The organism is Cupriavidus basilensis OR16, assembly GCF_000243095.1.
GTDB lineage: Bacteria > Pseudomonadota > Gammaproteobacteria > Burkholderiales > Burkholderiaceae > Cupriavidus > Cupriavidus basilensis_D.
On record NZ_AHJE01000017.1, the window covers coordinates 1 to 19,941 of the forward strand.

Annotated in this window: 17 protein-coding genes and 6 pseudogenes; 14 read left to right on the plus strand and 9 right to left on the minus strand. The window is 65.3% G+C overall.

Annotation, left to right across the window (positions count from 1 at the left end):
• Positions 1-97: 97 nt before the first annotated feature.
• Positions 98-358: a flagellar cap protein FliD N-terminal domain-containing protein gene (locus OR16_RS45450; protein WP_337459818.1), complete on the minus strand. Its 261-nt coding sequence runs from the start codon at positions 356-358 to the stop codon at positions 98-100.
• 750 nt (positions 359-1,108) lie between these two features.
• Here OR16_RS45450 and OR16_RS06715 point away from each other — a divergent pair.
• Positions 1,109-1,372 (plus strand): hypothetical protein, encoded by a 264-nt coding sequence (locus OR16_RS06715; protein WP_006157207.1) that lies wholly within the window; start codon positions 1,109-1,111, stop codon positions 1,370-1,372.
• A 19-nt stretch (positions 1,373-1,391) separates the two neighbouring features.
• Here OR16_RS06715 and OR16_RS06720 read toward each other — a convergent pair whose 3' ends face one another.
• The gene (locus OR16_RS06720; protein ID WP_006157208.1) at positions 1,392-1,856 is read right to left on the minus strand and encodes a hypothetical protein; all 465 of its coding nucleotides are present in this window, start codon (positions 1,854-1,856) and stop codon (positions 1,392-1,394) included.
• Positions 1,857-2,249: 393 nt separating this feature from the next.
• On the opposite strand from OR16_RS06720, the pseudogene OR16_RS06725 reads away from it, so the two are divergent.
• The 8 genes and pseudogenes from OR16_RS06725 (at position 2,250) to OR16_RS06755 (ending at position 9,886) form a co-directional block, all read left to right on the plus strand.
• Positions 2,250-3,450: pseudogene (locus tag OR16_RS06725) on the plus strand (alpha/beta hydrolase).
• A gap of 79 nt (positions 3,451-3,529) precedes the next feature.
• Positions 3,530-3,985 (plus strand): annotated as a pseudogene (locus OR16_RS45455) (AMP-binding protein); the annotation flags it as partial.
• A gap of 199 nt (positions 3,986-4,184) precedes the next feature.
• Entirely contained in the window at positions 4,185-4,994 is an 810-nt protein-coding gene (locus OR16_RS45460; protein ID WP_237716968.1) for an AMP-binding enzyme, read from the plus strand.
• Between the two features lies 1 nt (position 4,995).
• Positions 4,996-5,868 carry a VOC family protein gene (locus tag OR16_RS06735; protein ID WP_006157209.1) on the plus strand — a complete coding sequence of 291 codons (873 nt, stop codon included), beginning with the start codon at positions 4,996-4,998 and terminating at the stop codon, positions 5,866-5,868.
• 8 nt (positions 5,869-5,876) lie between these two features.
• Entirely contained in the window at positions 5,877-7,034 is a 1,158-nt protein-coding gene (locus tag OR16_RS06740; protein ID WP_006157210.1) for an FAD-dependent monooxygenase, read from the plus strand.
• 87 nt (positions 7,035-7,121) lie between these two features.
• Positions 7,122-7,667, plus strand: a complete 546-nt coding sequence (locus OR16_RS06745) for a hypothetical protein (protein WP_006157211.1) — start codon at positions 7,122-7,124, stop codon at positions 7,665-7,667.
• A gap of 112 nt (positions 7,668-7,779) precedes the next feature.
• Positions 7,780-8,963, plus strand: a pseudogene (locus tag OR16_RS06750) (MFS transporter).
• A 95-nt stretch (positions 8,964-9,058) separates the two neighbouring features.
• On the plus strand, positions 9,059-9,886 hold the full coding sequence (locus tag OR16_RS06755) for a TetR/AcrR family transcriptional regulator (RefSeq protein ID WP_006157212.1): 828 nt from the start codon (positions 9,059-9,061) through the stop codon (positions 9,884-9,886).
• A gap of 57 nt (positions 9,887-9,943) precedes the next feature.
• Here OR16_RS06755 and OR16_RS06760 read toward each other — a convergent pair whose 3' ends face one another.
• The 6 genes and pseudogenes from OR16_RS06760 to OR16_RS06785 form a co-directional block, all read right to left on the minus strand.
• Entirely contained in the window at positions 9,944-10,390 is a 447-nt protein-coding gene (locus tag OR16_RS06760; RefSeq protein WP_006157213.1) for a MarR family winged helix-turn-helix transcriptional regulator, read from the minus strand.
• Entirely contained in the window at positions 10,387-10,605 is a 219-nt protein-coding gene (locus OR16_RS06765) for a hypothetical protein (protein WP_006157214.1), read from the minus strand. The genes OR16_RS06760 and OR16_RS06765 overlap by 4 nt, the downstream gene beginning before the upstream one ends.
• 14 nt (positions 10,606-10,619) lie before the next feature.
• On the minus strand, positions 10,620-12,278 hold the full coding sequence (locus tag OR16_RS06770) for an FAD-dependent oxidoreductase (RefSeq protein ID WP_006157215.1): 1,659 nt from the start codon (positions 12,276-12,278) through the stop codon (positions 10,620-10,622).
• Positions 12,279-12,394: 116 nt separating this feature from the next.
• A complete protein-coding gene (locus tag OR16_RS47210; RefSeq protein WP_081488704.1) occupies positions 12,395-12,826 on the minus strand; it encodes a rubredoxin in 432 nt (143 codons plus the stop codon).
• Between the two features lie 64 nt (positions 12,827-12,890).
• The gene (locus tag OR16_RS06780; RefSeq protein WP_006157217.1) at positions 12,891-13,595 is read right to left on the minus strand and encodes an alpha/beta hydrolase; all 705 of its coding nucleotides are present in this window, start codon (positions 13,593-13,595) and stop codon (positions 12,891-12,893) included.
• A gap of 39 nt (positions 13,596-13,634) precedes the next feature.
• Positions 13,635-14,464, minus strand: a pseudogene (locus tag OR16_RS06785) (dioxygenase).
• Between the two features lie 162 nt (positions 14,465-14,626).
• Here OR16_RS06785 and OR16_RS06790 point away from each other — a divergent pair.
• Positions 14,627-15,523: a LysR family transcriptional regulator gene (locus OR16_RS06790; protein WP_043418795.1), complete on the plus strand. Its 897-nt coding sequence runs from the start codon at positions 14,627-14,629 to the stop codon at positions 15,521-15,523.
• A 130-nt stretch (positions 15,524-15,653) separates the two neighbouring features.
• Positions 15,654-16,196, plus strand: a complete 543-nt coding sequence (locus OR16_RS06795) for a MarR family winged helix-turn-helix transcriptional regulator (protein WP_006157219.1) — start codon at positions 15,654-15,656, stop codon at positions 16,194-16,196.
• A gap of 34 nt (positions 16,197-16,230) precedes the next feature.
• Here the strand turns inward: OR16_RS06795 and OR16_RS06800 are convergent, their stop codons facing one another.
• The gene (locus tag OR16_RS06800; protein ID WP_006157220.1) at positions 16,231-17,454 is read right to left on the minus strand and encodes an IscS subfamily cysteine desulfurase; all 1,224 of its coding nucleotides are present in this window, start codon (positions 17,452-17,454) and stop codon (positions 16,231-16,233) included.
• Positions 17,455-17,862: 408 nt separating this feature from the next.
• Here OR16_RS06800 and OR16_RS06805 point away from each other — a divergent pair.
• The 3 genes and pseudogenes from OR16_RS06805 to OR16_RS45475 all read left to right on the plus strand — a co-directional run bounded on the left by OR16_RS06805 (position 17,863) and on the right by OR16_RS45475 (position 19,924).
• Positions 17,863-18,410, plus strand: a pseudogene (locus OR16_RS06805) (flavin reductase family protein).
• Positions 18,411-18,473: 63 nt separating this feature from the next.
• Positions 18,474-19,195 (plus strand): annotated as a pseudogene (locus tag OR16_RS45470) (4-hydroxyphenylacetate 3-hydroxylase N-terminal domain-containing protein); the annotation flags it as partial.
• 75 nt (positions 19,196-19,270) lie between these two features.
• A complete protein-coding gene (locus OR16_RS45475; RefSeq protein ID WP_237716976.1) occupies positions 19,271-19,924 on the plus strand; it encodes a 4-hydroxyphenylacetate 3-hydroxylase C-terminal domain-containing protein in 654 nt (217 codons plus the stop codon).
• Positions 19,925-19,941: the final 17 nt, after the last annotated feature.

Consider the following 19,941-nt stretch of genomic DNA (forward strand, 5'->3'; position numbering starts at 1 on the left):
CCGGTCAGCGTGTTGTTGGTGCCGTTGATGTTGATCGAGGCGGGCTTGGCGGTGCCGGGCGTGAAGACGGCGCCCTCGGTGGTCCCGAATTCGATCGTTATCTTGGCGCTGCCCAGCAACTGGCCCGTGCTGTGCCCAGCAACTGGCCCGTGCTGTCGGCGATGCCGTTGGACACCAGTGTTTGCGACTGCGCCAGCTGCGACACCTTGACCGCATAGCTGCCCGCCAACGCGGACTTGTCGGCCACCACGCCCAGCACGCCGGTGTTGCTGGATGTGGTGGTGCTGCTGTTGTACAGGCTCGCCGTGCCAAGCGCGCTGGCAGCATTCTGGAACGAAGCCAGCGCCCCTTGCAGCAGACCATAAGCGCGGAGAGCTTGGTGGTGTGGACGGTGGCCTTCTTGGTCAGGGCAGTGAGCTTGGTCTCTTCCGCCTTTTGCAGATTGTCCAGCAAGGTGCTCAGGTCCAGCTGGGACCCGACTCCTATCGAGGAAATAGCCATGGTTGCAATCCCTTAATTGCGTGTTGGAGGAGGTCGGCCCGCCGAAGCGGCCCGGCTAGTCAGGAGAGCCAGTTGCGCGCGGATGGTACGGCCGGCACGCAGGGCTTCCTCGGGCGAGGTACTGATCGATGGCGTCGCCATAGGCGTGCGCTGTATTGCGACAAGCCGCTGGTTCCTGGCAGGAAATCCGGTGCCCGTCGCCTGGCTGTCGCGTCGCCCTTGATGCTGTCGACACGAGGGTAGATACGGGTACGCCGGGACAGCCATGGGACATCACCGGCCATTAAGATGTTGCTGACTTCACCCCGGATCGCTGATCTGTCGGCTGTGTGCGCCGATCTTGTCCTCGTGTCGCGCAGAAGAGGTGCGCATCGACCGAAAACCAGGGGGTAGTCCCGATCGTGTGCTTCACTCTTCACGCTCAAGATCGTAGCGGCGTGAGTCTAGGGCCAATTGAAAGAATAAGAGGTGAAATTCCGCGCATATCGTTTGGGTCGGCGCCGCGCCCCCGCGCGTTGCCAGCCACCGCGAAACCCATCGCCGGGCCTGCAGAAAAAGCACTGCGGGGCCGTTCATTTGCCATTAAGTTCGAGAGGGAGATGCCGATATGAACCGCAAGGGTTTGCTCGACGCAGCGGCGGTACTGGAAGACCTGGCTGCCGGCCTCGAGCCGGATCGCGGCCGGATCGTGGCCGGCGCGCAGGCGCTTGAGGCCATGCACGCCGATCACCCGTCGTGGCGCGACATGACCGACGCCGCGTTCGGCCTGCAGGCGCTGGCCGCGGGCGGGGCGCTTGACCTGGACGCGAAAGGGTGCGCCCGCGCTGCCCGCCTGGCGGAGATTGTCCGCAGCCTCGCCGACTCTCTGTAGGGCGCCCGGCGTCGCTCGCCTAAGCCAGCGACAGTACGATGACTGCGGCGCCGGCAACGGCAACCAGGTCTTCTATCACCGCCGCAGGCAGGTCTTGGCCAAAGATCGCCGCAAGGCGCGCGCGCGCAGCCGCGCCGCCAAGCGTGCCGATCACCGCGCCCGCGGCGCCAAGGATGCCCCCTCCCACCAGCATGCCGCCACCCGCCCCGATCGTGGCCCCGCAGAGCGCCCCCGAAAGGATGCGCGCGCCGAACTGCTGCGGCACCTTGCGGCTCGGCGTGCCGGGCAGCTTGTCGGTGATGAGTTCCACCGCCGCCAGCAGGCTGAAGATCCAGGGCGTGAACCGATATCCCATGAAGGCAAGCCAGCTACCCGACAGGTCCAGCAAGCCTGCGTGGACCGCCCAACTGACAGCGGCGGGTGCCGTCATGGCGCGCAGGCCAGCCACGATTCCGATTAAAAGCGAGAGCAAGTACAGGGTCATGGCGGCTGTTCTCAATCAAGGCTGGCAAAGGTGGCGCGCCTGACGCAGTGAGCTTAGCCCTGTGCCATGCGCGGGCACGTGCGCTAACCCACACGGCGGGTATGCCAGCGGCGCCTGCCGTGCTTGTCACCGGGCACACCTGGCACTTCCCCTTGCGGCTAACACCAATACCTGGCGGCTGCCCGTCGATATGACGGTGCGGCCACTTTTCTTGCTCATGACCGGGTGGCGGCCGCGTTGTGACTGGACAAGGTTTACCATTAATTGACATGCACTCAAATAACGCCTAGATTATTGAGACGGTAGCATTTAGACAAAGGAGACGCCGTGACGGAGCAGAACAAGGCACAGGTAACAGCGGGCATGCGTGGCGCGTCGTGGGATGCACGGCTGATGACGCGCCATTACCAGATGGTTCCCTATACGCTGGGTACCGCGGACGGCCAGCGCACGCTCGGCTTTCTCTTCACGGCGACCGGCACGGAAAGGACTGTCGTCTCCATCATGCACCCCCGCGAGATGGCGATCACGCACTATCTCGTGCCGTTCATTCTCGACGCCGGCTGCGCCTGCTCGCTGCGCCTGCTGGGTGCAGGGCCCCCGGTCGATCGGCAACGACCTGCGGCTGGAGCATGAGATCGCGCTGTTCGACGTGGCGGCAGGCATGACACACCTGCGCGAGCTGGGTTTTGAGCGCATCGTGCTGCTGGGCAATTCCGGCGGCGCTTCGCTGTACACCTTTTACAACCAGCAGGCGCTCGCGCCCGCAGCGCAGCGCATCGCCCGGACCCCGGGCGGGCGTCCGACCAACCTGGCCGCGCTGCGGATGCCCGCGGTCGACGGCATGATCCTGGTCTCTCCCCATCCGGGGCAAGGCAAGCTGTTGATGACCGGGCTCGATCCCTCGGTTGTCGATGAGAACGACCCGATGCAAACCGATGCGTCGCTCGATCCGTTCTCCGCGGCGAACGGCTTCGACGCCGCCAGCGGGCGCGGCAGCTATGCGCCGGACTTTGTCGCGCGCTACAGCACCGCGCAGCAAGAGCGGGTGAAGCGGATCGACGAGCACGCCAGGCAGTTGCTGCGCAGCAAGCAGGCCGCCCGCCAGCGTATCAAGGCAGGCGCCGGCAGCGAGTTGGACCGGCGCGTGGCCGCGCATGCGCCCATCTTCCACGTCTGGCGCACGGACGCCGACCTGCGGTCCTGGGACATCGCCCTGGACCCGTCGGACCGCCAAACGGGCACGCTGTGGGGCAAGGACCCCTTTGTTTCCAACTGGGGCAGCGTCGGCTTCGCACGCGTGGTGACGCCGGAGTCCTGGCTGTCGACCTGGTCGGGCCTGAGTTCCAACGCGTCGCTGGACAAGACCATTGGCGCGGTGCACCAGCCCACGCTACTGCTGGAATATACCGGCGACCAGTGCACGTTCCCGGCCGATATCGAGTCCATCTACGCGCAGATCGGCAGTACGGAAAAGCGCCACGTCCGCGTGCGCGGCAATCACCATGGCATGGCACTGAGCCCCGACGAGGAGCCGGGCCAGCGTATCGCCGGGGCGCATATCGTCGAATGGCTGCGCGAGCTGATGGTGTAGGAAAAGTCATCCCGCACGTCGCAGGCCAATGTGGCGCGCAGACAAAAAACAGACAACAGACAAGCAAGGGTAGACAGACATGGTGCAATCCCAATCGGTACGGCCCCCGGAATTGCTGGCGGGCGTCAGGTACCCCGACGAAGACCGGCTACGGCGCTACGTTGCCGACGGCGTGCTGACGCAAGAAACGCTGACCGGGGCCTTTCGCGCGTCGTTCGAGACCCATGCGGACCGGCTCGCGCTGGTTGGCCCGGAGGGCCGGCTGACCTACCGCGACCTTGACGAGAAGACCGAGCGCCTTGGCGCCGCGCTGCTGGCGCTGGGCCTGCAGCCCCTGGATCGCGCGGTGTTCCAGTGCGGCAACAGCAATGAGCTGCTGCTGGCGTTCCTGGGCTGCCTGAAGGCGGGCATCATTCCGCTTTGCTCGCTGCAGGCCTTCCGCAAGCTGGAAATCGGCTACCTCGGCAATCTCTGCGAAGCCCGCCTGCATGTCGTGCAGGGCGACGACGCCCGGTTCGACGACGTGGCCTTCGCGCAGGAAATGCAGGCCGAAGTACCGAGCTTGTCCATCATCGTGCAAGCACGTGGCGAGCGTCGTGGCAGCGCGGTGCTACTGGCCGACCTGATCGAAGAGATGCCGCTGGGCCGGGCGCGCGAGATCCTGGGTCACGCCAGATATCAGCGAGGAAAACCTGCGCGGCCTGGTGCGCGACTACCAGCCCACCTGGTTCGGCGTGGCGGGGCCGATCCTCACGCGCATTGCGCCGGAGCTGGCGCAGTCGGATGGCAGTGCGCGAGCGCGCAGGAATTTCATCGTGCCGAAAAACGCCGCCGGCCTGACGCGCCTGACGGGCTCGCCCGCATACCATATCTTCGGCATGACAGAAGGTGTGATCATGTTTTCGCGCAAGGACGACCCGCAAGAGATCCGCGACACCTCCGTCGGCAGCCCGGTGTCCGCGCATGACGAGGTCAAGCTCGTGTCACCGGGCACGGAGGATCCCGTGGCCGACGGCGAACCCGGCGAGGCCCTGTTCCGCGGGCCTTACACCATCCGCGGTTACTACAAATCCGAGAAGGAGGACGTGACGCGCTTCACCGCGGACGGCTTCTACCGCTCCGGCGACCTGATGACGTCGCGCGTGGTGGACGGCAAACGCTATTACTTCTTCTTCGGGCGCATCAAGGATGTGGTGGACCGCGGCGGCGAGAAGATCAATGCCGAGGAGCTGGAGAACGTCATCAACCTGCATCCGAGCGTGTTGGCCTGCGCCGTAGTGGGCATGCCCGACCGCGTCTATGGCGAGCGCGTGTGCGCCTTCGTCACACCCAAGGCGCCCGCAAGCGACCTCACGCTGGCGCAGCTGACCCGCTACCTGCAGGAGGCCGGCCTGGCCAAGTTCAAGTGGCCCGAGCGGCTGGAAGTCATCCGAGAGTTCCCGCTGACCGCATCCGGCAAGCTCAGCAAGGTGCTGTTGCGCCAGCAGATCATCCAGTTGCTCGAGGCCGAGACGGCCGGCAACACCGTAACCGAAGGGAAGTGAAATGACCGAAGCGAAACACCTTGCCGGCGTGCCGTCCGTGCGGTTGCACGGCGTGCATCACACCGCGCGTCCCACCTGGAAGCTGGCCGAGACCGTGCATTTCTACCGCGACCTGCTTGGCCTGCCGCTGGTCCACGCCATCTCGGCCAAAGGCTGGGGCCCGGACAACCATGCGGACTTCCTGCACTTCTTCTTCGATAGCGGCAACGGCAGCACCATTGCTTTCTTCTACTACATCGGCACCGAGCGGCCGGACTGGCTGGCGGTGCGCGAGCACTACCAGGATCGCGCCACGCACACTGCCTGGCGCGTGCGCGACGAAGCGGAGCTCCTGGAATGGCGCCAGCGCGTGGAAGCGGTTGGCATTGCGCTGCGCTACCAGATCCGCCACGAGGTCATCGAGTCGATCTACTTCAACGATCCCAACGGCTATCCGATCGAGATCACCTGGCAACTGCGCCCGTTCAGCGAGGCCGACGCGCTTGATGCGAGGCTGACCATCGAGGCAGCCATGCAGCTGGAGACGACGGCGGACGCTGCCACCGCGTTCACGTCCATCGAGCCGGTCTGGCAACGCAAGGCCGCGCAGATCGGCACGGCGCCGGAGCAGGCCGGCAAGGCATCGGTCTATGTGCTGGACGTGCCGGAATTTGCCGCGCTGATCGGCGTGGCGCGCACGACCGAAGGCTATGCCACCACCCCGTTGCAGAACGGCTATGTGCGCATTGACGGCAATCCGCAGATCCGCTTCGGGCGCAAGGCGCTGGGCTTCAAGCCGGCAGTCTGGTACGGCGCGCTGACCGGCGGCCTGATCGGGCGCATCGTCCAGTTCGATATGGACGCGCTGGTGATTTCCCCGCGGGAGGGGCAATGAAAGCCGCAATGAAAGTCGCCATTGTCGGAGGCGGCCCCTCCGGGCTCTTTCTCTCCATCCTGCTGAAGGAGCGGCTGGCGTCGGTGGAGATCGACATCTACGAGCAAAACCCGGAAGACGCCACGTTCGGCTTCGGCGTGGTGCTCGCGGACACCGGGCTGTCCAGCCTGCGCGCCGCATCCCCGGTGGTGGTCGACGAGCTTGCCAAGGCGATGCGCTTCAGCGACCGGCACACCATCGTGAGCCACGAGGCGCCTATCACCATGAAGCGCCCCGGCGCGGGCGGCGGCGCGATTCCTCGCATCCAGCTGCTGTCGGTGCTGCAGGCGCGTGCCCGCGAGCTCGGCGTGCGCGTGGCGTACAACAAGCGCATCAGCGGCTTTTCGGCCATCGAAGCGGACCTGGTCGTGGGCGCCGATGGGGTCAACTCGCTGCTGCGGGCGTCCAACGAGGAGGGCTTCGGCACCTCGCGCCACAACCTGACCAACCACTTTGCCTGGTACGGCGTGGAGAAGGCGTTTCCCAATCCGGCCCTGGTGTTCCGGCAGTACGAGGGTGGCTATTTTGTCGCGCACTACTACCCGTACTCGGACGCCATGAGTACGTTCGTGGCCGAGTGCGACCACCAGACCTGGCAGGATCTCGGCATGGACGCAATGTCCAACGAGGCGCGCCAGGCCCTGTTCGAGACGGTGTTTGGCGCGGAGTTGGGTGGCTACAAGCTGGTCTCCAACAACTCGAGCTGGCGGCAGTTCCCGGTCGTGATCAATCAGACCTGGCATGTCGGCAACCAGGTGCTGATCGGGGATGCGCTGACCAGCGCCCACTTCTCGATCGGCTCGGGCACCCGCATCGCCATGGAGGACGCGATCGCGCTGGCCGAGGCCATCGTCGCTTTCCCCGGGGATGTGCCGGCGGCGCTGCGGCGCTACGACGATGTGCGCCGCCCGCAAAAGGCCAAGCTCATCCGCGCCTCGGAGGCCTCGTACAACTGGTACGAGCGTATTCGCGAATGGATGAACCTGGCAACGCCGCATGAGTTTGTCTACCGCTTCATGACCCGCACCGGCCGCGTGGACGTGAACCGGCTGCGCGAGGAGTATCCCACCCTGATCGCCGAGCTGGCGGCCGCTGGCGTCACCGATCTCGGCGCGCCGCGGCCATGATGCGCGCCACCAAATACGTGCTGAGCGAGCAGCCGTTTGTGGTCCGCTCGCCGGGCCCCAGACCTAACGAGAACAAGCGACCCCAAGATGAATTACCGAATCGGCCAGATCGTCCCCAGCTCCAACATCACGATGGAGCGCGAAGTGCCCGCCATCTTTGCCGGGCGCATGCGGCAACTGCCAGAGCGTTTCTCCTTTCATTCCAGCCGCGTGCGCCTGCACCGCGTGGTGGCGCAAGAGCTGGAGCGCATGAACCGCGACATGGGCCGCTGCGCGCTGGAGCTTGCCGAACTGACGCGCACCGTGGTTGAGTACATCGAAAGCGAAGGCATCGAGGTCAAGGACGCAATCAACTTCTCGATCCTCGACAACCTGGAGGTCGGCGAGCGCGATCCGCTGCAGTTGCTGGAGGACGTGACGCGCCTGGATACCGCCGGCGTGGACACGGTGGTGCTGTCCGCCTGCGTGCAGATGCCGTCGTTCGCGGCGATCGAGCGCGCGCAGCTGGCGCTGGGCGTGCCGGTCACTTCCACGGCCGTCTGCACGGCGCGGCAGATGATGCGGCGCCTGGGCCTCGAAGCGGTGGCGCCGGATGCCGGCGCGTATCTCGGCAGCAAGGCCGGGCTGGTGTAGGCAACGGGCCGTCAGCGCCCGAGGAGACAACATGATGCAAGAAACCCATCGGACGGCGTCGCAGGTTGGACGTTGGCCTTATATCGCGGTGGTGCTGGGCGCGGCGCTTGGCATGCTGGCCGGCTATGCGCCTTTGTTCAACGCCACTGCTGGCGTGTTCGTGCGCCCGCTGGCCGCCGAGTTCGGCTGGGGCCGCTCGGAGGCGTCCCTGTCCTACGCAGCCTCGATGTTCGGGCTGGCGGTGGTGAGTCCGCTGGTTGGGACCATGATGGACCGTTACGGCATCCGGCGCGTGATCGCGGTGTCTGCGGTGGTCTTCGGCATCGCCACGGCGTGCATGGCGTGGCAGGACGGCAGCAAGGCCATGTGGGTCAGCCTGTCCGTGGTGGTAGGCGTGTTCGGCGCGGCCACGTCGGTGCTCGGCTATCTCGCCGTGTTGCCGCAGTGGTTCGACCGCCGTCTTGGCTTGGCGCTTGGCGTTGCCATGTGCGGCCTGGGGCCGGCACCGTGTTGATGCCGGCCACCGCGCAGTATCTGGTGACCGGCTATGGGTGGCGCACAGCCTACGTGGTGCTGGGCGCCGGCTCGATCGTCTTGTCCTTGCTGGCATGCTCGCTGTTGCGCGAGCGCAAGGCGGCGGGAAGGGTGCAGGGCGCCGTGCGCGGCCAGCTGGTTGACGGCGTGCCGTTCCCCGAGGCGCTGCGCAGCTATCGCTTGTGGGCCATCTGGGCGGTGTTCGTGCTGGCGTCCTCCGCCACGCTGTCGCTCGGGCCGCATCTGCCGGCGATGTTTGCCGACCGGGGCTTCAGCCCGGAGCAGGCAGCGCGCAGCGCCTCGATGGTGGGCATCGGCCTGCTGATCGGCCGCATCCTGACCGGCGTGCTGATCGACCGGATCCACGCACCATTGGTCGCCTGCGTGTTCTTTGGCGGTGGCGCGCTGGGCATCTTCCTGTTGCGCTCGGCGCATGATTACCAGGCGTTGCTGCTCGCCACCACGCTGATCGGCCTCACCATCGGCGCGGAAGGCGACCTGATCTCCTACCTGGTGCGATCGTACTTCGGCTTGCGTTCCTTTGGTGCCTTGTTCGGCATTGCGTTTTCCGGCTACGGCTTCGGCGCGGTGCTCGGCCCGATCGGGCTCGGCGCCTGGTTCGACCGCCACGGCAGCTACGATGCGCCGCTGCTGGCACTGCCCGGCATGCTGCTGCTGGCCGCCGCGCTGACGCTTTCCCTCGGCCGGTACCGGCGGGCGGGCGAACTGCCGGCCGTGGCGCCGGCGGCCGCTAGCGCCTGAGCAGGAGTCAGGACCGGACCCGGTCCGTTGACAGGTAGAATCAGCACGGGCGCAATTATCAAGCCGCGCCACCTGTGCCGATCCGCCACCGACCTATGCCAGCCGCCAAGAAATCCGCCACCGTAGCCGAAAGCCCTCCCGCCATGCCGCGCCGCCGGGGCCGTCCGCCCAAGACGGATTCGCCGATCGGCGCGGAGGCGACGCTGAGCCGGGTCGCCATCCTGCAGCGCGCCATTGAACTGACGAAGACCATGCCGCTGGACCAGATCTCCATGGTCCAGCTAGCCAAGGATTTCGGCGTGGCGCCCGGGCTCATCCACTATTACCTGGGCGGGCGGGATCAACTGGTCTCCGGTGTGCTGAATGACTACTACCGGCAGCGGCTGGGCCGGCTCTCGTCGCTCACCGGGGACTGGCGCCGCGACGTGGAGTCTTTTGTGCGGCTGAGCTTCCAGGTGGCGATCGAAAACCCCGGCGTGAGCATCTATGTCGCCTCGCACAACCGTTTCCGCCTCTTCCAGGATGTGCAGCCGGGTGAGACCGACTACGGGATGGAGTTTTTCAACCGCATGACATCGGCCATCATGCAAGGCGGCTTCAACGCGGACCAGGTCGCGCTCGGCTATCACCTGCTGGCGCAATACCTGGTGTCCGCCAGCATGGCGGAGGCTTCCCGCCAGTTGCCGGCCTACCACCAGGCCTTCATCGAGAACAAGCTGGAGTCCGTGTCGCCGCTGCAGTATCCCGGGGCCCGCTTTGTCAGCAAGTCGTTCTCGCGGCTGAGCTCGGAGACAGCGTTCGAGGAAGGGCTGCGCATGACGCTGGACGGCATCGAGGGATGGAAGCGGGACGCGGGCCTTGCCACCATGCCGGCGGCCAGCGGTGCCGCCACGCCGCGCAAGCCCCGCGCCAGGAAGGCCTGACCCCACCAGTCCTTGGGGCTCGATGACGGCGAGCGCGCATTGCGCCGGGGGGCAACCCTACAGCATCGACTCCACCTGTGTCACCAGCTTGCCCAGTGCGAGCTCCATCACCGCGCGTTCCTGGGGGGAGAGCGCGGACATCAGCGTCTCGTGCCGGCTGGAGGCGATCCGCATGATCTTCTCGAACAGCGGCTTGCCCTCGGCGGACAGCGAGATCAGCACCGCGCGGCCGTCGGTGGGTGACGGCTCGCGCTTGACCAGGCCTTGCTTGATGAGGTGATCGGCGGCGCGGCTGGCCTGGCTCTTGTCGAGGTTGGCGAAGCGCGCCAGATCGATGATCAGGAAGGGGCCGAACTCGCCAATGGCGGCGAGCGTCCTGGCTTCGCTGAGCGACAGGTTCAGCGCTTCCGAATACGCATGCGCGATGCCGCGGTCGAACTGCTTGACGATGCGGTGCAGGCGGTACGTGGCGAAGTCGGCGAGGGAGGGATTGGGGCCGCTCACGATGCGGGGTCCGGCATGTTGCTGGCTTCTTCGAAGCTCTGCGAGACCTCGTCGAGCAATCGCGCCGCATCGGTAAAGCCGGTATGGCGGCTGAGCGCCAGCAGCGCCACGCGGGCCAGGTAGAGCGAGGTGTTGTGCTCGCCGAGCGCGGTCATGCGGTAGCACATCGCCGTGTAGATTTCATCGAGCTCGGTCGGGCTCATGGTCGGTTGCATGTTGTTCTCCGGCTTCAGTCGATCTGCATGGCAAGGGCGATGGCGTCCCGCACATCGCTGGCGCGGGCTTGTCTCCAGCGGCCGCTGACGTAGCCATCCGGGCGGACCAGGTAGAGCGTACCGTCGACGGCGTCCAGTGCGCGCCTCACGGCATCGCGTGGATCGGCCAGCCGTCCCGCCGCTGGCACCGCGTTCGCAATCAGGTAGCAATCCAGTTCCAGGCCGCCGTCGCAAAGCTGGCGCAGCCCGGGCACGGCGTGCTCCAGGTCCGCGCCGGCGCCAGCAAAGCAAAACGCGGTGAAGCCCTTGCCAATGCAGCGGACCAGCGAAGTCGGCGTGCCGTCCGGGCCGACCAGCGGCATGTCAGGCAGCGTGGCGCCCGGTGCCGGGCCGGCCTTGAAGGCAGGGTCGTCCGTCGCGGCAATGGGCGAATCGGCAAAGACAGCGGGGCTGGTCTGGCGCGGGTTGATCAGCGAGCGCAGTTCCGCGTGCGCCGCCGATAGGCCCAGCACGGCTTCACGCATCAACGCAAAGGCAGGCGAGGGCGGGGCCATGAACTCCGTGCTCTTCGCGCCGAAGCGCATGTTCTCGCGCGCCGCCGCCACGCGCTCCGTGGAGTAGGAGGGCAGCAAGCCGGGGGAGGCCTTGCCGCGCACGGCAAGGGCGAGCTTCCAGGCGAGGTTGAAGGCATCGTCGAAGCCGCTGTTCAGCCCGCGCACGCCAAAGATCGGCACCAGGTGCGCGGCGTCGCCGGCAAAGAGCGTGCGGCCGTGCACGTAGCTATCCAGCGTGAGGCACTTCGCGTTGTAGATCGAGATCCACAGTGGCTCCCACGGCGCGCTCACGCCCATCATCTTGAGGTGGCTCGCCACGCGCGGCAGCACATTCTCCGGCTTGACCGCCTGCTCCGCATCCTCGTGCTCGCCGACCTGGTAGTCGATGCGCCACACCTGGTCCGGCTGCTGGTGCAGCAAGATGGTGGAGCCGGGGTTGGATGGCGGGTCGAACCATGCCAGCCGCTCGACCTCGCGCGGGGCGTCGATGGCGATATCCACGATGACGTAGCGGCCCTCGTACTGCATGCCGCGCAAGGACAGGCCGAGCGCATCGCGCACGGCGCTGCGGCCGCCGTCGGCTGCCACCAGCCAGTCCGCGCGCATGGTGTAGGCGCGTTCGCCCGCGGCTACCGCCAGCGTCACGCCGTTGCCGTCCTGCGTGACGTCGGTAACGCGGTTGTGCCAACGGACCTCGATCAGGCCCGGGTAGCGCGCGATGGCGTCGAGCAGGTATTGCTCGATGTAGTACTGCTGGATATTGACCATCGGCGGGAAGGCCTGGCCAGGCTCGTGCGGCATGGTGAAGTGCAGCACTTCGTCGTTGCGGTAGTAGCTGCGCCCGCCTGCCCAGGCGAGGCCCTTCTCGAGCACGGCGTTGGCCACCCCGAGCGCGTCGAGGATTTCCAGCGAACGCCGGGAGATGCAGATGGCCCGGCTGCCTTCGCAGGTGCCGTCATCTGCCTCCAGCACCACGCTGGGGATGCCGTGGCGGGCCAGGGCCAGCGCGACCGCCAGCCCGACCGGGCCGCCGCCGGCGATGACGACCCGGCGCGGCGCGTCCAGGCCGTCGGGGTTCAGCACCGGCAGGGATGCGGCGTGGACTTCGCGCTGGTACATGTCTGGTCTCCTGGTTGTGTGCGCAACCAGTTCAGGATAGTCCAAAATGGTTGCGTGCACAACCAGATGGCTGCTCGGACATGTTTAGCTGGATGGCCTGGCGATGCCGGTCCCGCTCAAAACGCCACCATCGCAAAGTCTTCCTTGCCCACGTCGCAGAGCGGGCAGCGCCAGTCGTCCGGGATGTCCTCCCAGCGGGTGCCTGGGGCGATGCCCTCTTCGGGAAGGCCGGCGGCTTCGTCGTAGACCCAGCCGCAGATGATGCACACCCATTGCTTGAACTCGTTGGCGGCGCTGGGCGTGGCGGCATTTTCCGCAGCGGGGGGCGCTTTTGGCGCTTCGGCCTGTTTCGCCTGCGCCGGCTCATCCAGGCTAAAGACAAGCGGCGCGGCCGTGGCTTCGCCGTTGGGTGCCAGGCGCGCCTGCAACTGCACAAGGAGCGCTTGTGCCTCTTCCGTGGTCAGGTCGATCCAGTACGGATCGCCCGCGCCGTCGTTCAAGCGTTTTGGGGAAAACTGGATCTCTACTGCGGTGCCTTTCTTGTACATGCGATCAGGGGGCGGGGTATCGGGTTTCGGGTTTCGGGTTTTCGGGTCCTGTGCAGGGTAAGGATTAGACAGGAAAAAGCACGCCGGCGAGCCATTGCTGGAAATCGGCAACCACGTCGCCGTCCAGTTCATGGCCGATCGGGTAGCGCCGGGACTGGTGCGGCACGCCCAGCGCGTCCAGCCAATGGTCCGCGCGCTCGGCCCACGCTACGGGCAGTTTGTTGTCGAGTTCGCCGTGCGCGATGAAGGCCGATAGCCCGGCAAGCGCCTCGCGCGGGGCGAGATGCGGCGCGATCTCCGGCAGGATGCGCCCGCTCAGCACGGCAAAGCCGGCCACGTCGGCCGGCGCGCTCAGGCCAACGCTGGCACTGAGGATGCCACCCTGGCTGAAGCCGGCGATCACCGTGCGCGCGGGCAGGGCGCCATCCTGTGCATGGAGGGCACGGACGAAGGCAATCAGTTGCTGGCGGCTGTGCTCCGCCTGGACTGCGTTGATGGACGGCGCGCCACCGGCGAAGCTGACCTCGAAAAAGCCATGCTGGCCGGGCCCGAAGGTGAGCGGGCCTTGCACCAGCACCACTTCGACGCGCGCGTCTATACGCGTGGCCACCGGCGCGAGGCTGGTCTCGTTGCTGCCCACACCGTGCAGCAGCAGGAGCCGCGCGGCAGGTACCGCGGCTGAATCCGCTTGCGCCTTTCGCAAGCGATAACGCAGGCCGGTCGCGGGATCTTCGGCCAACGGGCCGATTTCATTGCGGGTGGTGTTCATATCGTATCGAGTGGTGTATCGAGTGGCTGTGAAGCAGGATCAGGCCGCAACGGGCTGCGCGGCTAGCGGCTGGCATTGGCCAAGCACATACGATTCCATCGACAAGATCCCGTAGGTGATGCCGCCGTCGATCACCGCCAGCGGCTCGCCCGCCTCGGCCGCGCCGATGGCAACCAGCAGCGGCAGGAAGTGCTCGTCGGTCGGGTGCGCGCGCTCCGCGTGCGGGGCCAGTCGGCGGTAATCGATCAGCGGCTGCGAGTCGCCGGTGCGCATGGCGCTGCGCACCGCCTCGCGCACCCACTGCGTAAATGCTGCCACGTACGCGCATCGCCGCCGCCATGGCCGCGGAATTCATGGAGGTTGTGCGTCATGCTGCCGGAGGCGACGATCAGCACGCCCTGCTCGCGCAGCGGCGCCAGGGCACGGCCCAGCGCCAGCGCGCCGGCCGTGTCCAGCGGCTGCGGCAGCGACACCTGGAACACCGGCACCTGCGCATCGGGATAGAGATGGCGGATCGGTACCCATGCGCCGTGATCCAGGCCGCGCTGGGGATCGAGCCCGGCGTTGAAGCCGGCCTGTGCCAGCAGCGCCACCGTGCGCTCGGCCAACGCCGGATGTCCGGCCGCCGGGTAGCGGATCTCGTACAAGGCACGCGGGAAACCGCCGAAATCGTGGATGGTCTGGGGCTGCGCGCTTGCCGTCACGCGCACGCCGCCGCGCGTTTCCCAGTGGGGCGAGACCACCAGCACCGCCTTGGGCGGCGGCAGTGCCTGGCCCAGCGCGGCGAGTTGCGGGCCGGCCAGGCCCGGCTCGATGGCGAAGGTGGGCGCGCCATGGGAGACGAACAGGACGGGCAGTACGGTAGACATCTCGGGTTCTCCGGTAGCCACGGCAAAACGCGCGGCATGCAAGGATAAAAGGACAGAAGGGATGTTGGTAGTCTATTGATTCATATGGCGTCGATAAACTACCCTATGCGTGATATATAGTCCCGATTATCGAGATAATCCGCCAAGCGTCGAGGCAATCCCATGGACCGAGCCCTGGAAATGACCGTATTCACCGCCGTGGTCGACGCCGGCAGCTTTGTCGGCGCGGTCGAGGGCCTGCGCATGTCCAAGGCCGCGGTCTCGCGCCACGTGGATGCGCTGGAGCAGCGCCTGGGCGTGCGCCTGCTGCAGCGCACCACGCGCCGGCTGTCGCTGACCGAGGAAGGGCGCATCTTCTACCAGCGCGCGCGCGAAGTGCTGGCGGCGCTGGACGATGCCGAATCCGATATCACGTCCCGCACGCAGGAGCCCAGCGGGCTGATCCGCATCAACGTGCCGCTCACGTTCGGCATCCTGCACCTCGCGCCGCGCTGGAGCGGCTTCATGGCGGCGTATCCGCAGGTTGATCTCGATATCACCCTCAATGACCGCGTGGTGGACCTCGTCGACGAAGGCTACGACCTCGCGGTGCGCATCGGCGACATGCCAAGTTCCGCACTGATCAGCCGCAAGCTGGTCGCAACCCGCATGGTGCTATGCGCGTCGCCCACCTACCTCGCGCAGCACGGCGCGCCGACCCATCCGCATGAACTGGCCGGGCACCGCGTGCTGGCCTATACCAACTGGTCCGGGCGCGACGAATGGCAATTCGATGGCCCGCACGGCAAGGTCAGCGTGAGCACCCGCGCCCGGGTGTACGCCAACAATGGCGATACCTGCCGCGCCATCGCGCTGGCGCATGGCGGCATCATGCTGCAGCCGAGCTTCATGCTCCAGGACGACCTGCGGCGTGGGGACCTGGTCGAACTGATGCCCGAGTTCCGCGCGATCGAGATCGGCGTCTACGCCGTGTATCCGACGCGCAAGCAGTTGCCGCTCAAGGTGCGCCGGCTGGTGGATTTTCTGGTGGAGGCGTTTCGGGATGTGTCTTGGGGGTAGGAGCGAGGAGGCGGCGGGGCCTGCGCAAAAGCTAGCGCAATGCCCTATGTGTGTAGTATTTTGCAAAAAGCTAAATTAGCTAGCTAATACCTTGGCTGGCAGAGCAACGGGATAAGGGAGTCAATAAGGCATGGCAACTAACACGAAGGGCAAGGCGCTGACGATCACCAATCCGGCTTGCCTTGTCGACGGCTCGGATAGTGAATTCCGGCACCTGGTGAGCGGTCTGCTGCCGTTTGCCGCCCGCCTGCTGTCCGTGCGCGACGGTTTCGGCAGCCTGATCGGCCTGACGGGTGTCCAGTACTCCTTGATACGGTCCATTGCGCATCTCTCGCAACAGGGCGAAGTGACGGTGAACCAATTGGCGGAGCATCTTCATTTGAGTGGGCCATTCGTCACCGTCGAAACAGGCAAGCTCAAGAAGCTCGGGCTGATCGACAAGAAAGCCCACCCCGAAGACAAGCGCAAGATGCTGCTCACCGTGGCCGCGGCGGGCTCCAGGCTTCTGAATGAGCTGACGCCCGTGCAGCAGCGCATCAACGACGTCCTCTTCGAGGGCGTCACCCGCACTGAGTTCAAGGTGCTGTGCTCGGTAGTGGATCGCCTTGTTGTCAACGGGGATCGCGCCGCGCTCGATCTGGCGCATCTTCTGGCGCGCCAGCAAAAAGCATGACCGATCACCCCAAGGCGCGCCACGGCTACCGTGGTCAGTGGGCTGCCCACTTGATAGAGCCAATGTCGATGCCTTCGCGATGCATGTCCCACAGCGGGCTGAGATGGCGCAGCTTGGTGACAGTGGCCAGCAACATCTGAATCACTTGCTCCACTTCCGCCTGGGTCGTATACCGCCCAAGCGTAAAGCGAATCGAGCTGTGCGCCAGTTCATCGCTGCGCCCGAGTGCGCGCAGCACGAAGGACGGCTCAAGCGACGCGGAAGTGCAGGCCGAGCCGGAGGAAACGGCCACCCCCTTGATACCCATGATCAGGGATTCCCCTTCAACGAAGTTAAAGCTGACGTTCAGGTTGTGGGGGATGCGACTGGCCATGCTGCCGTTGACATAGACCTCATCGAGTTGCCTGAGCCCGGCCAGCAGCATGTCTCGCAGCCCTGCAACCCGGCGCGATTCGTCGGCTAGTTCCAGCCTGGCGATGCGGAAGGCCTCGCCCATGCCGACGATCTGGTGCGTTGCCAGCGTACCGGATCGCATGCCCCGTTCATGCCCGCCGCCGTGCATCTGCGCCTCGATGCGCACGCGCGGCTTGCGCCGGACGTAGAGCGCCCCGATGCCCTTGGGCCCGTACACCTTATGTGCGGTCACGGTCAGCAGGTCGATCTTGAGTGCATCGAGATCGATGGGAATCTTCCCGGCGGCCTGCACGGCGTCGCAATGAAAGAGGATGCCCTTGTCCCGGCATAGCTCCCCGATCTGCGCCACTGGCTGGATGACGCCAATCTCGTTGTTGACCATCATCACGGATACGAGGATGGTGTCGGGCCGCAGCGCCGCGCGCAGGGCGTCAAGGCCCAGCAAGCCATCCTCCCCGACGTCGAGGTACGTGACCTCAAAGCCCTGGCGCTCCAGTTCACGGCATGTGTCGAGCACCGCCTTGTGCTCCGTCTTCACCGTAACGATGTGCTTCCCCTTGCCGCTGTAGAAATGGGCCGCGCCCTTGAGCGCCAGGTTGTTCCCCTCCGTCGCGCCCGACGTCCAGACGATCTCGCGAGGATCCGCGTTCAGCAATGCCGCAACCTGCGCGCGCGCCGTTTCCACGGCCTGCTCGGCATGCCATCCATAGCTATGGCTGCGTGAAGCGGGGTTGCCGAAGTGCTGGTACAGGAACGGCACCATCTTGTCGACTACCCGAGGGTCGACAGGCGTGGTGGCGCTGTAGTCCATGTAGATGGGGGCTGCGGTGGGTTCGCCTTGCATTCCTTTGTCCTCCTGAAGCGTGTTGATGCACTTGTTGCCCTGCGGGGATAGCGATCGCCACAGGGTTTTTGCTAGGTTGAATACAGGTCAATAGTAGCATTTATTAATACATAAGTTACAAAGATAAATGCGATGCAGGAAGTGGTTGTGGCATGTGATCGCAACGACGCAAGCCGCGCCCGTGTGGGCCAAGCGAATTCAGGGGCCGCTCGTGAACCACCGGGCTACTTTCATCGGGACACTCAGCGCGCCAACACCGCAGGCTCCTTCCAAGGGTTTCCACTAGCTTGAATTTCAATCTCATATGGCATTCAATACTACCTAAGTTACAAAGGTAAAAAACAAAGACAAATAGCCGGCGGATCGTGTTGGAAGGATCCCTGGTTCGGATTATGTACAGGAGGGATGATGGCCGAAGCCAATGCAAAGCGCGAAGTGGATTCCGATGCCGAAGCCGATGCCAATGAGCAGCGTCGCTTCAGAAGCACGCTCGCCATGTTCGCCACCGGCGTGGCCGTGATCACCGCGCCCCGAAAGCACGGCGTGCCGGTTGGCATCACGGTGGCGTCGTTCAACTCGGTCTCGCTCGATCCGCCCTTGATCCTGTTCTCGGTGGATCGGCGTTGCCTGAGCCTGGAGGATCTTTGTTCCACCTCCCGGTACGCCGTCAACGTGCTCGAGGAAGGCCAGCAAGACATTTCCAACCGTTTTGCCAGGGCGAACTCCGGCAAATGGGATGGCATCGGCATGGCGGCGCAGGGTGGCGAAGCCCCGGTGCTATTGCCAGATGCGCTCGCCACGTTCGAGTGTGAGCCGTATGCGCAGCATGACGGAGGCGATCACGTCATCTTCATCGGACGCGTGATTCGCCACCAGGCCCGGCACGACGGCAGGCCACTGGTTTTTTCGGAGGCAGGTATCGCGCGCTCGAAAAGTCGCCTGCAGCCCCCGTGTGAATCAACGACAGATACGTATTTAGGAGAGAAGACATGGTCAAGACTGGTAGCCAGCATATTGAGATGCTGCGTGATGGCAGAGAGGTTTACCTGGACGGCAAGCGCGTGACGGATGTCACCACGCACGCGGCCTTCCGGAACTCGATCCGTAGTTACGCAAACCTCTACGACTTTCAGGCCCGCCCGGAGAACATCGGGAAGATGACATTCGAGTCGCCGGATACGGCGATCGCGTGAGCCGGATCTGGCAACTGCCGGAGAGCTATGACGACCTGGTTGAGCGCCGGATGGCGCTTGAGGCCTGGACCGAACTGCACTATGGCTTCATGGGCCGCTCGCCGGATCACGTGGCGTCCTGCATCTCCGGCATGTATATGGGGATCGACGTTTTCGAGCAGCATGACCGGGCGCGAGCCGGCGCCCTGCGCGAGTACTACAAGTACGCCCGGGACAATGATCTCTTCCTCACGTACGTCATCGTCAACCCGCAGGCCAACCAGTCGAAGGCGGCGCACGAGCAGGAAGACAAATACCTGGCCGTGGGCATCGTCGACCAGGATGCCGAAGGCATCACGGTGCGCGGCGCAAAGATGCTGGCCACCAGCGGCATCATGGCCAACGAGGTGTTCTGCAGTTGCATCCAGCCCTTGCGCGAGGGCGACGAGATGTACGCGCTGTCGTTCGCGGTGCCCATGAACATCAAGGGCCTGAAAGTCATGTCGCGCAAGTCGTACGAAGCCAACGCGACTTCGGTGTTCGACAACCCGCTGTCGAGCCGCTACGACGAGAACGATGCGGTGCTCTACTTCGACGACGTCAAGGTGCCATGGGAGCGCGTCTTCATAGCGGGCGATGTCGGCATGTGCGCCAAGCAGTTTCATGCCACGCCGGCGCATAGCTACCAGAACTACCAGTGCCAGGTTCGGCTGATGGTGAAGCTGCGCTTCCTGGTAGGCATTGCGCAGAAGATCACCGAGATCAACGGCACCAACGGATTCCCGCAGGTCAGGGAGATGCTGGGGCAGCTCGCCGCCGAGGCGGGCATGGTGGAAGCCTTCGTCTATGGCATGGAGTCCAAGGGGCGCATGGAGCGTGGCTACTTCATGCCGGACCGCAATCTCCTGTACGGCTCGCAGGTGATCACCCAGCAGCTCTACGCCAAGGTGCTCAATACCCTGCGCGAGCTGGCAGGCGGCGGGATGATCATGCTGCCGTCGAGCCTCCACGATTTCGAGAATCCCGAGCTGGCCAGGATCATCGAGAAGACGCAGAAATCTTCGGCCTGCAGCTCGGAGGAGCGCGTCAAGTTCTTCAAGCTGGCTTGGGACGCCGTGGGGTCCGAGTTTGCATCGCGCCACAACCAATACGAGATGTTCTATGCCGGTGCGGGCTTCGTGACCAAGGGCCACACCTATCGGACCTATGACTGGAAGAAGGCCACCGGCCTGGTCGACAACATCCTGGACAGCTATTCGCTCAGCGCGGAGCTGGGCCAGCTGGCACGCGCCGCCTGAGCGGGTAGCGGTGCACT

Bases quoted from the DNA above. Each gene is read 5' to 3' on its own strand.
- OR16_RS06780 (WP_006157217.1), bottom strand. From the start codon at position 13,595: ATGAACACCACCCGCAATGAAATCGGCCCGTTGGCCGAAGATCCCGCG.
- OR16_RS06770 (WP_006157215.1), bottom strand. From the start codon at position 12,278: ATGTACCAGCGCGAAGTCCACGCCGCATCCCTGCCGGTGCTGAACCCC.
- OR16_RS47210 (WP_081488704.1), bottom strand. From the start codon at position 12,826: ATGTACAAGAAAGGCACCGCAGTAGAGATCCAGTTTTCCCCAAAACGC.
- OR16_RS06735 (WP_006157209.1), top strand. From the start codon at position 4,996: ATGACCGAAGCGAAACACCTTGCCGGCGTGCCGTCCGTGCGGTTGCAC.
- OR16_RS06715 (WP_006157207.1), top strand. From the start codon at position 1,109: ATGAACCGCAAGGGTTTGCTCGACGCAGCGGCGGTACTGGAAGACCTG.
- OR16_RS45475 (WP_237716976.1), top strand. From the start codon at position 19,271: ATGTGCGCCAAGCAGTTTCATGCCACGCCGGCGCATAGCTACCAGAAC.
- OR16_RS06720 (WP_006157208.1), bottom strand. From the start codon at position 1,856: ATGACCCTGTACTTGCTCTCGCTTTTAATCGGAATCGTGGCTGGCCTG.
- OR16_RS06765 (WP_006157214.1), bottom strand. From the start codon at position 10,605: ATGCAACCGACCATGAGCCCGACCGAGCTCGATGAAATCTACACGGCG.
- OR16_RS06740 (WP_006157210.1), top strand. From the start codon at position 5,877: ATGAAAGTCGCCATTGTCGGAGGCGGCCCCTCCGGGCTCTTTCTCTCC.
- OR16_RS06795 (WP_006157219.1), top strand. From the start codon at position 15,654: ATGGCAACTAACACGAAGGGCAAGGCGCTGACGATCACCAATCCGGCT.
- OR16_RS06745 (WP_006157211.1), top strand. From the start codon at position 7,122: ATGAATTACCGAATCGGCCAGATCGTCCCCAGCTCCAACATCACGATG.
- OR16_RS06755 (WP_006157212.1), top strand. From the start codon at position 9,059: ATGCCAGCCGCCAAGAAATCCGCCACCGTAGCCGAAAGCCCTCCCGCC.
- OR16_RS06790 (WP_043418795.1), top strand. From the start codon at position 14,627: ATGGACCGAGCCCTGGAAATGACCGTATTCACCGCCGTGGTCGACGCC.
- OR16_RS06800 (WP_006157220.1), bottom strand. From the start codon at position 17,454: ATGCAAGGCGAACCCACCGCAGCCCCCATCTACATGGACTACAGCGCC.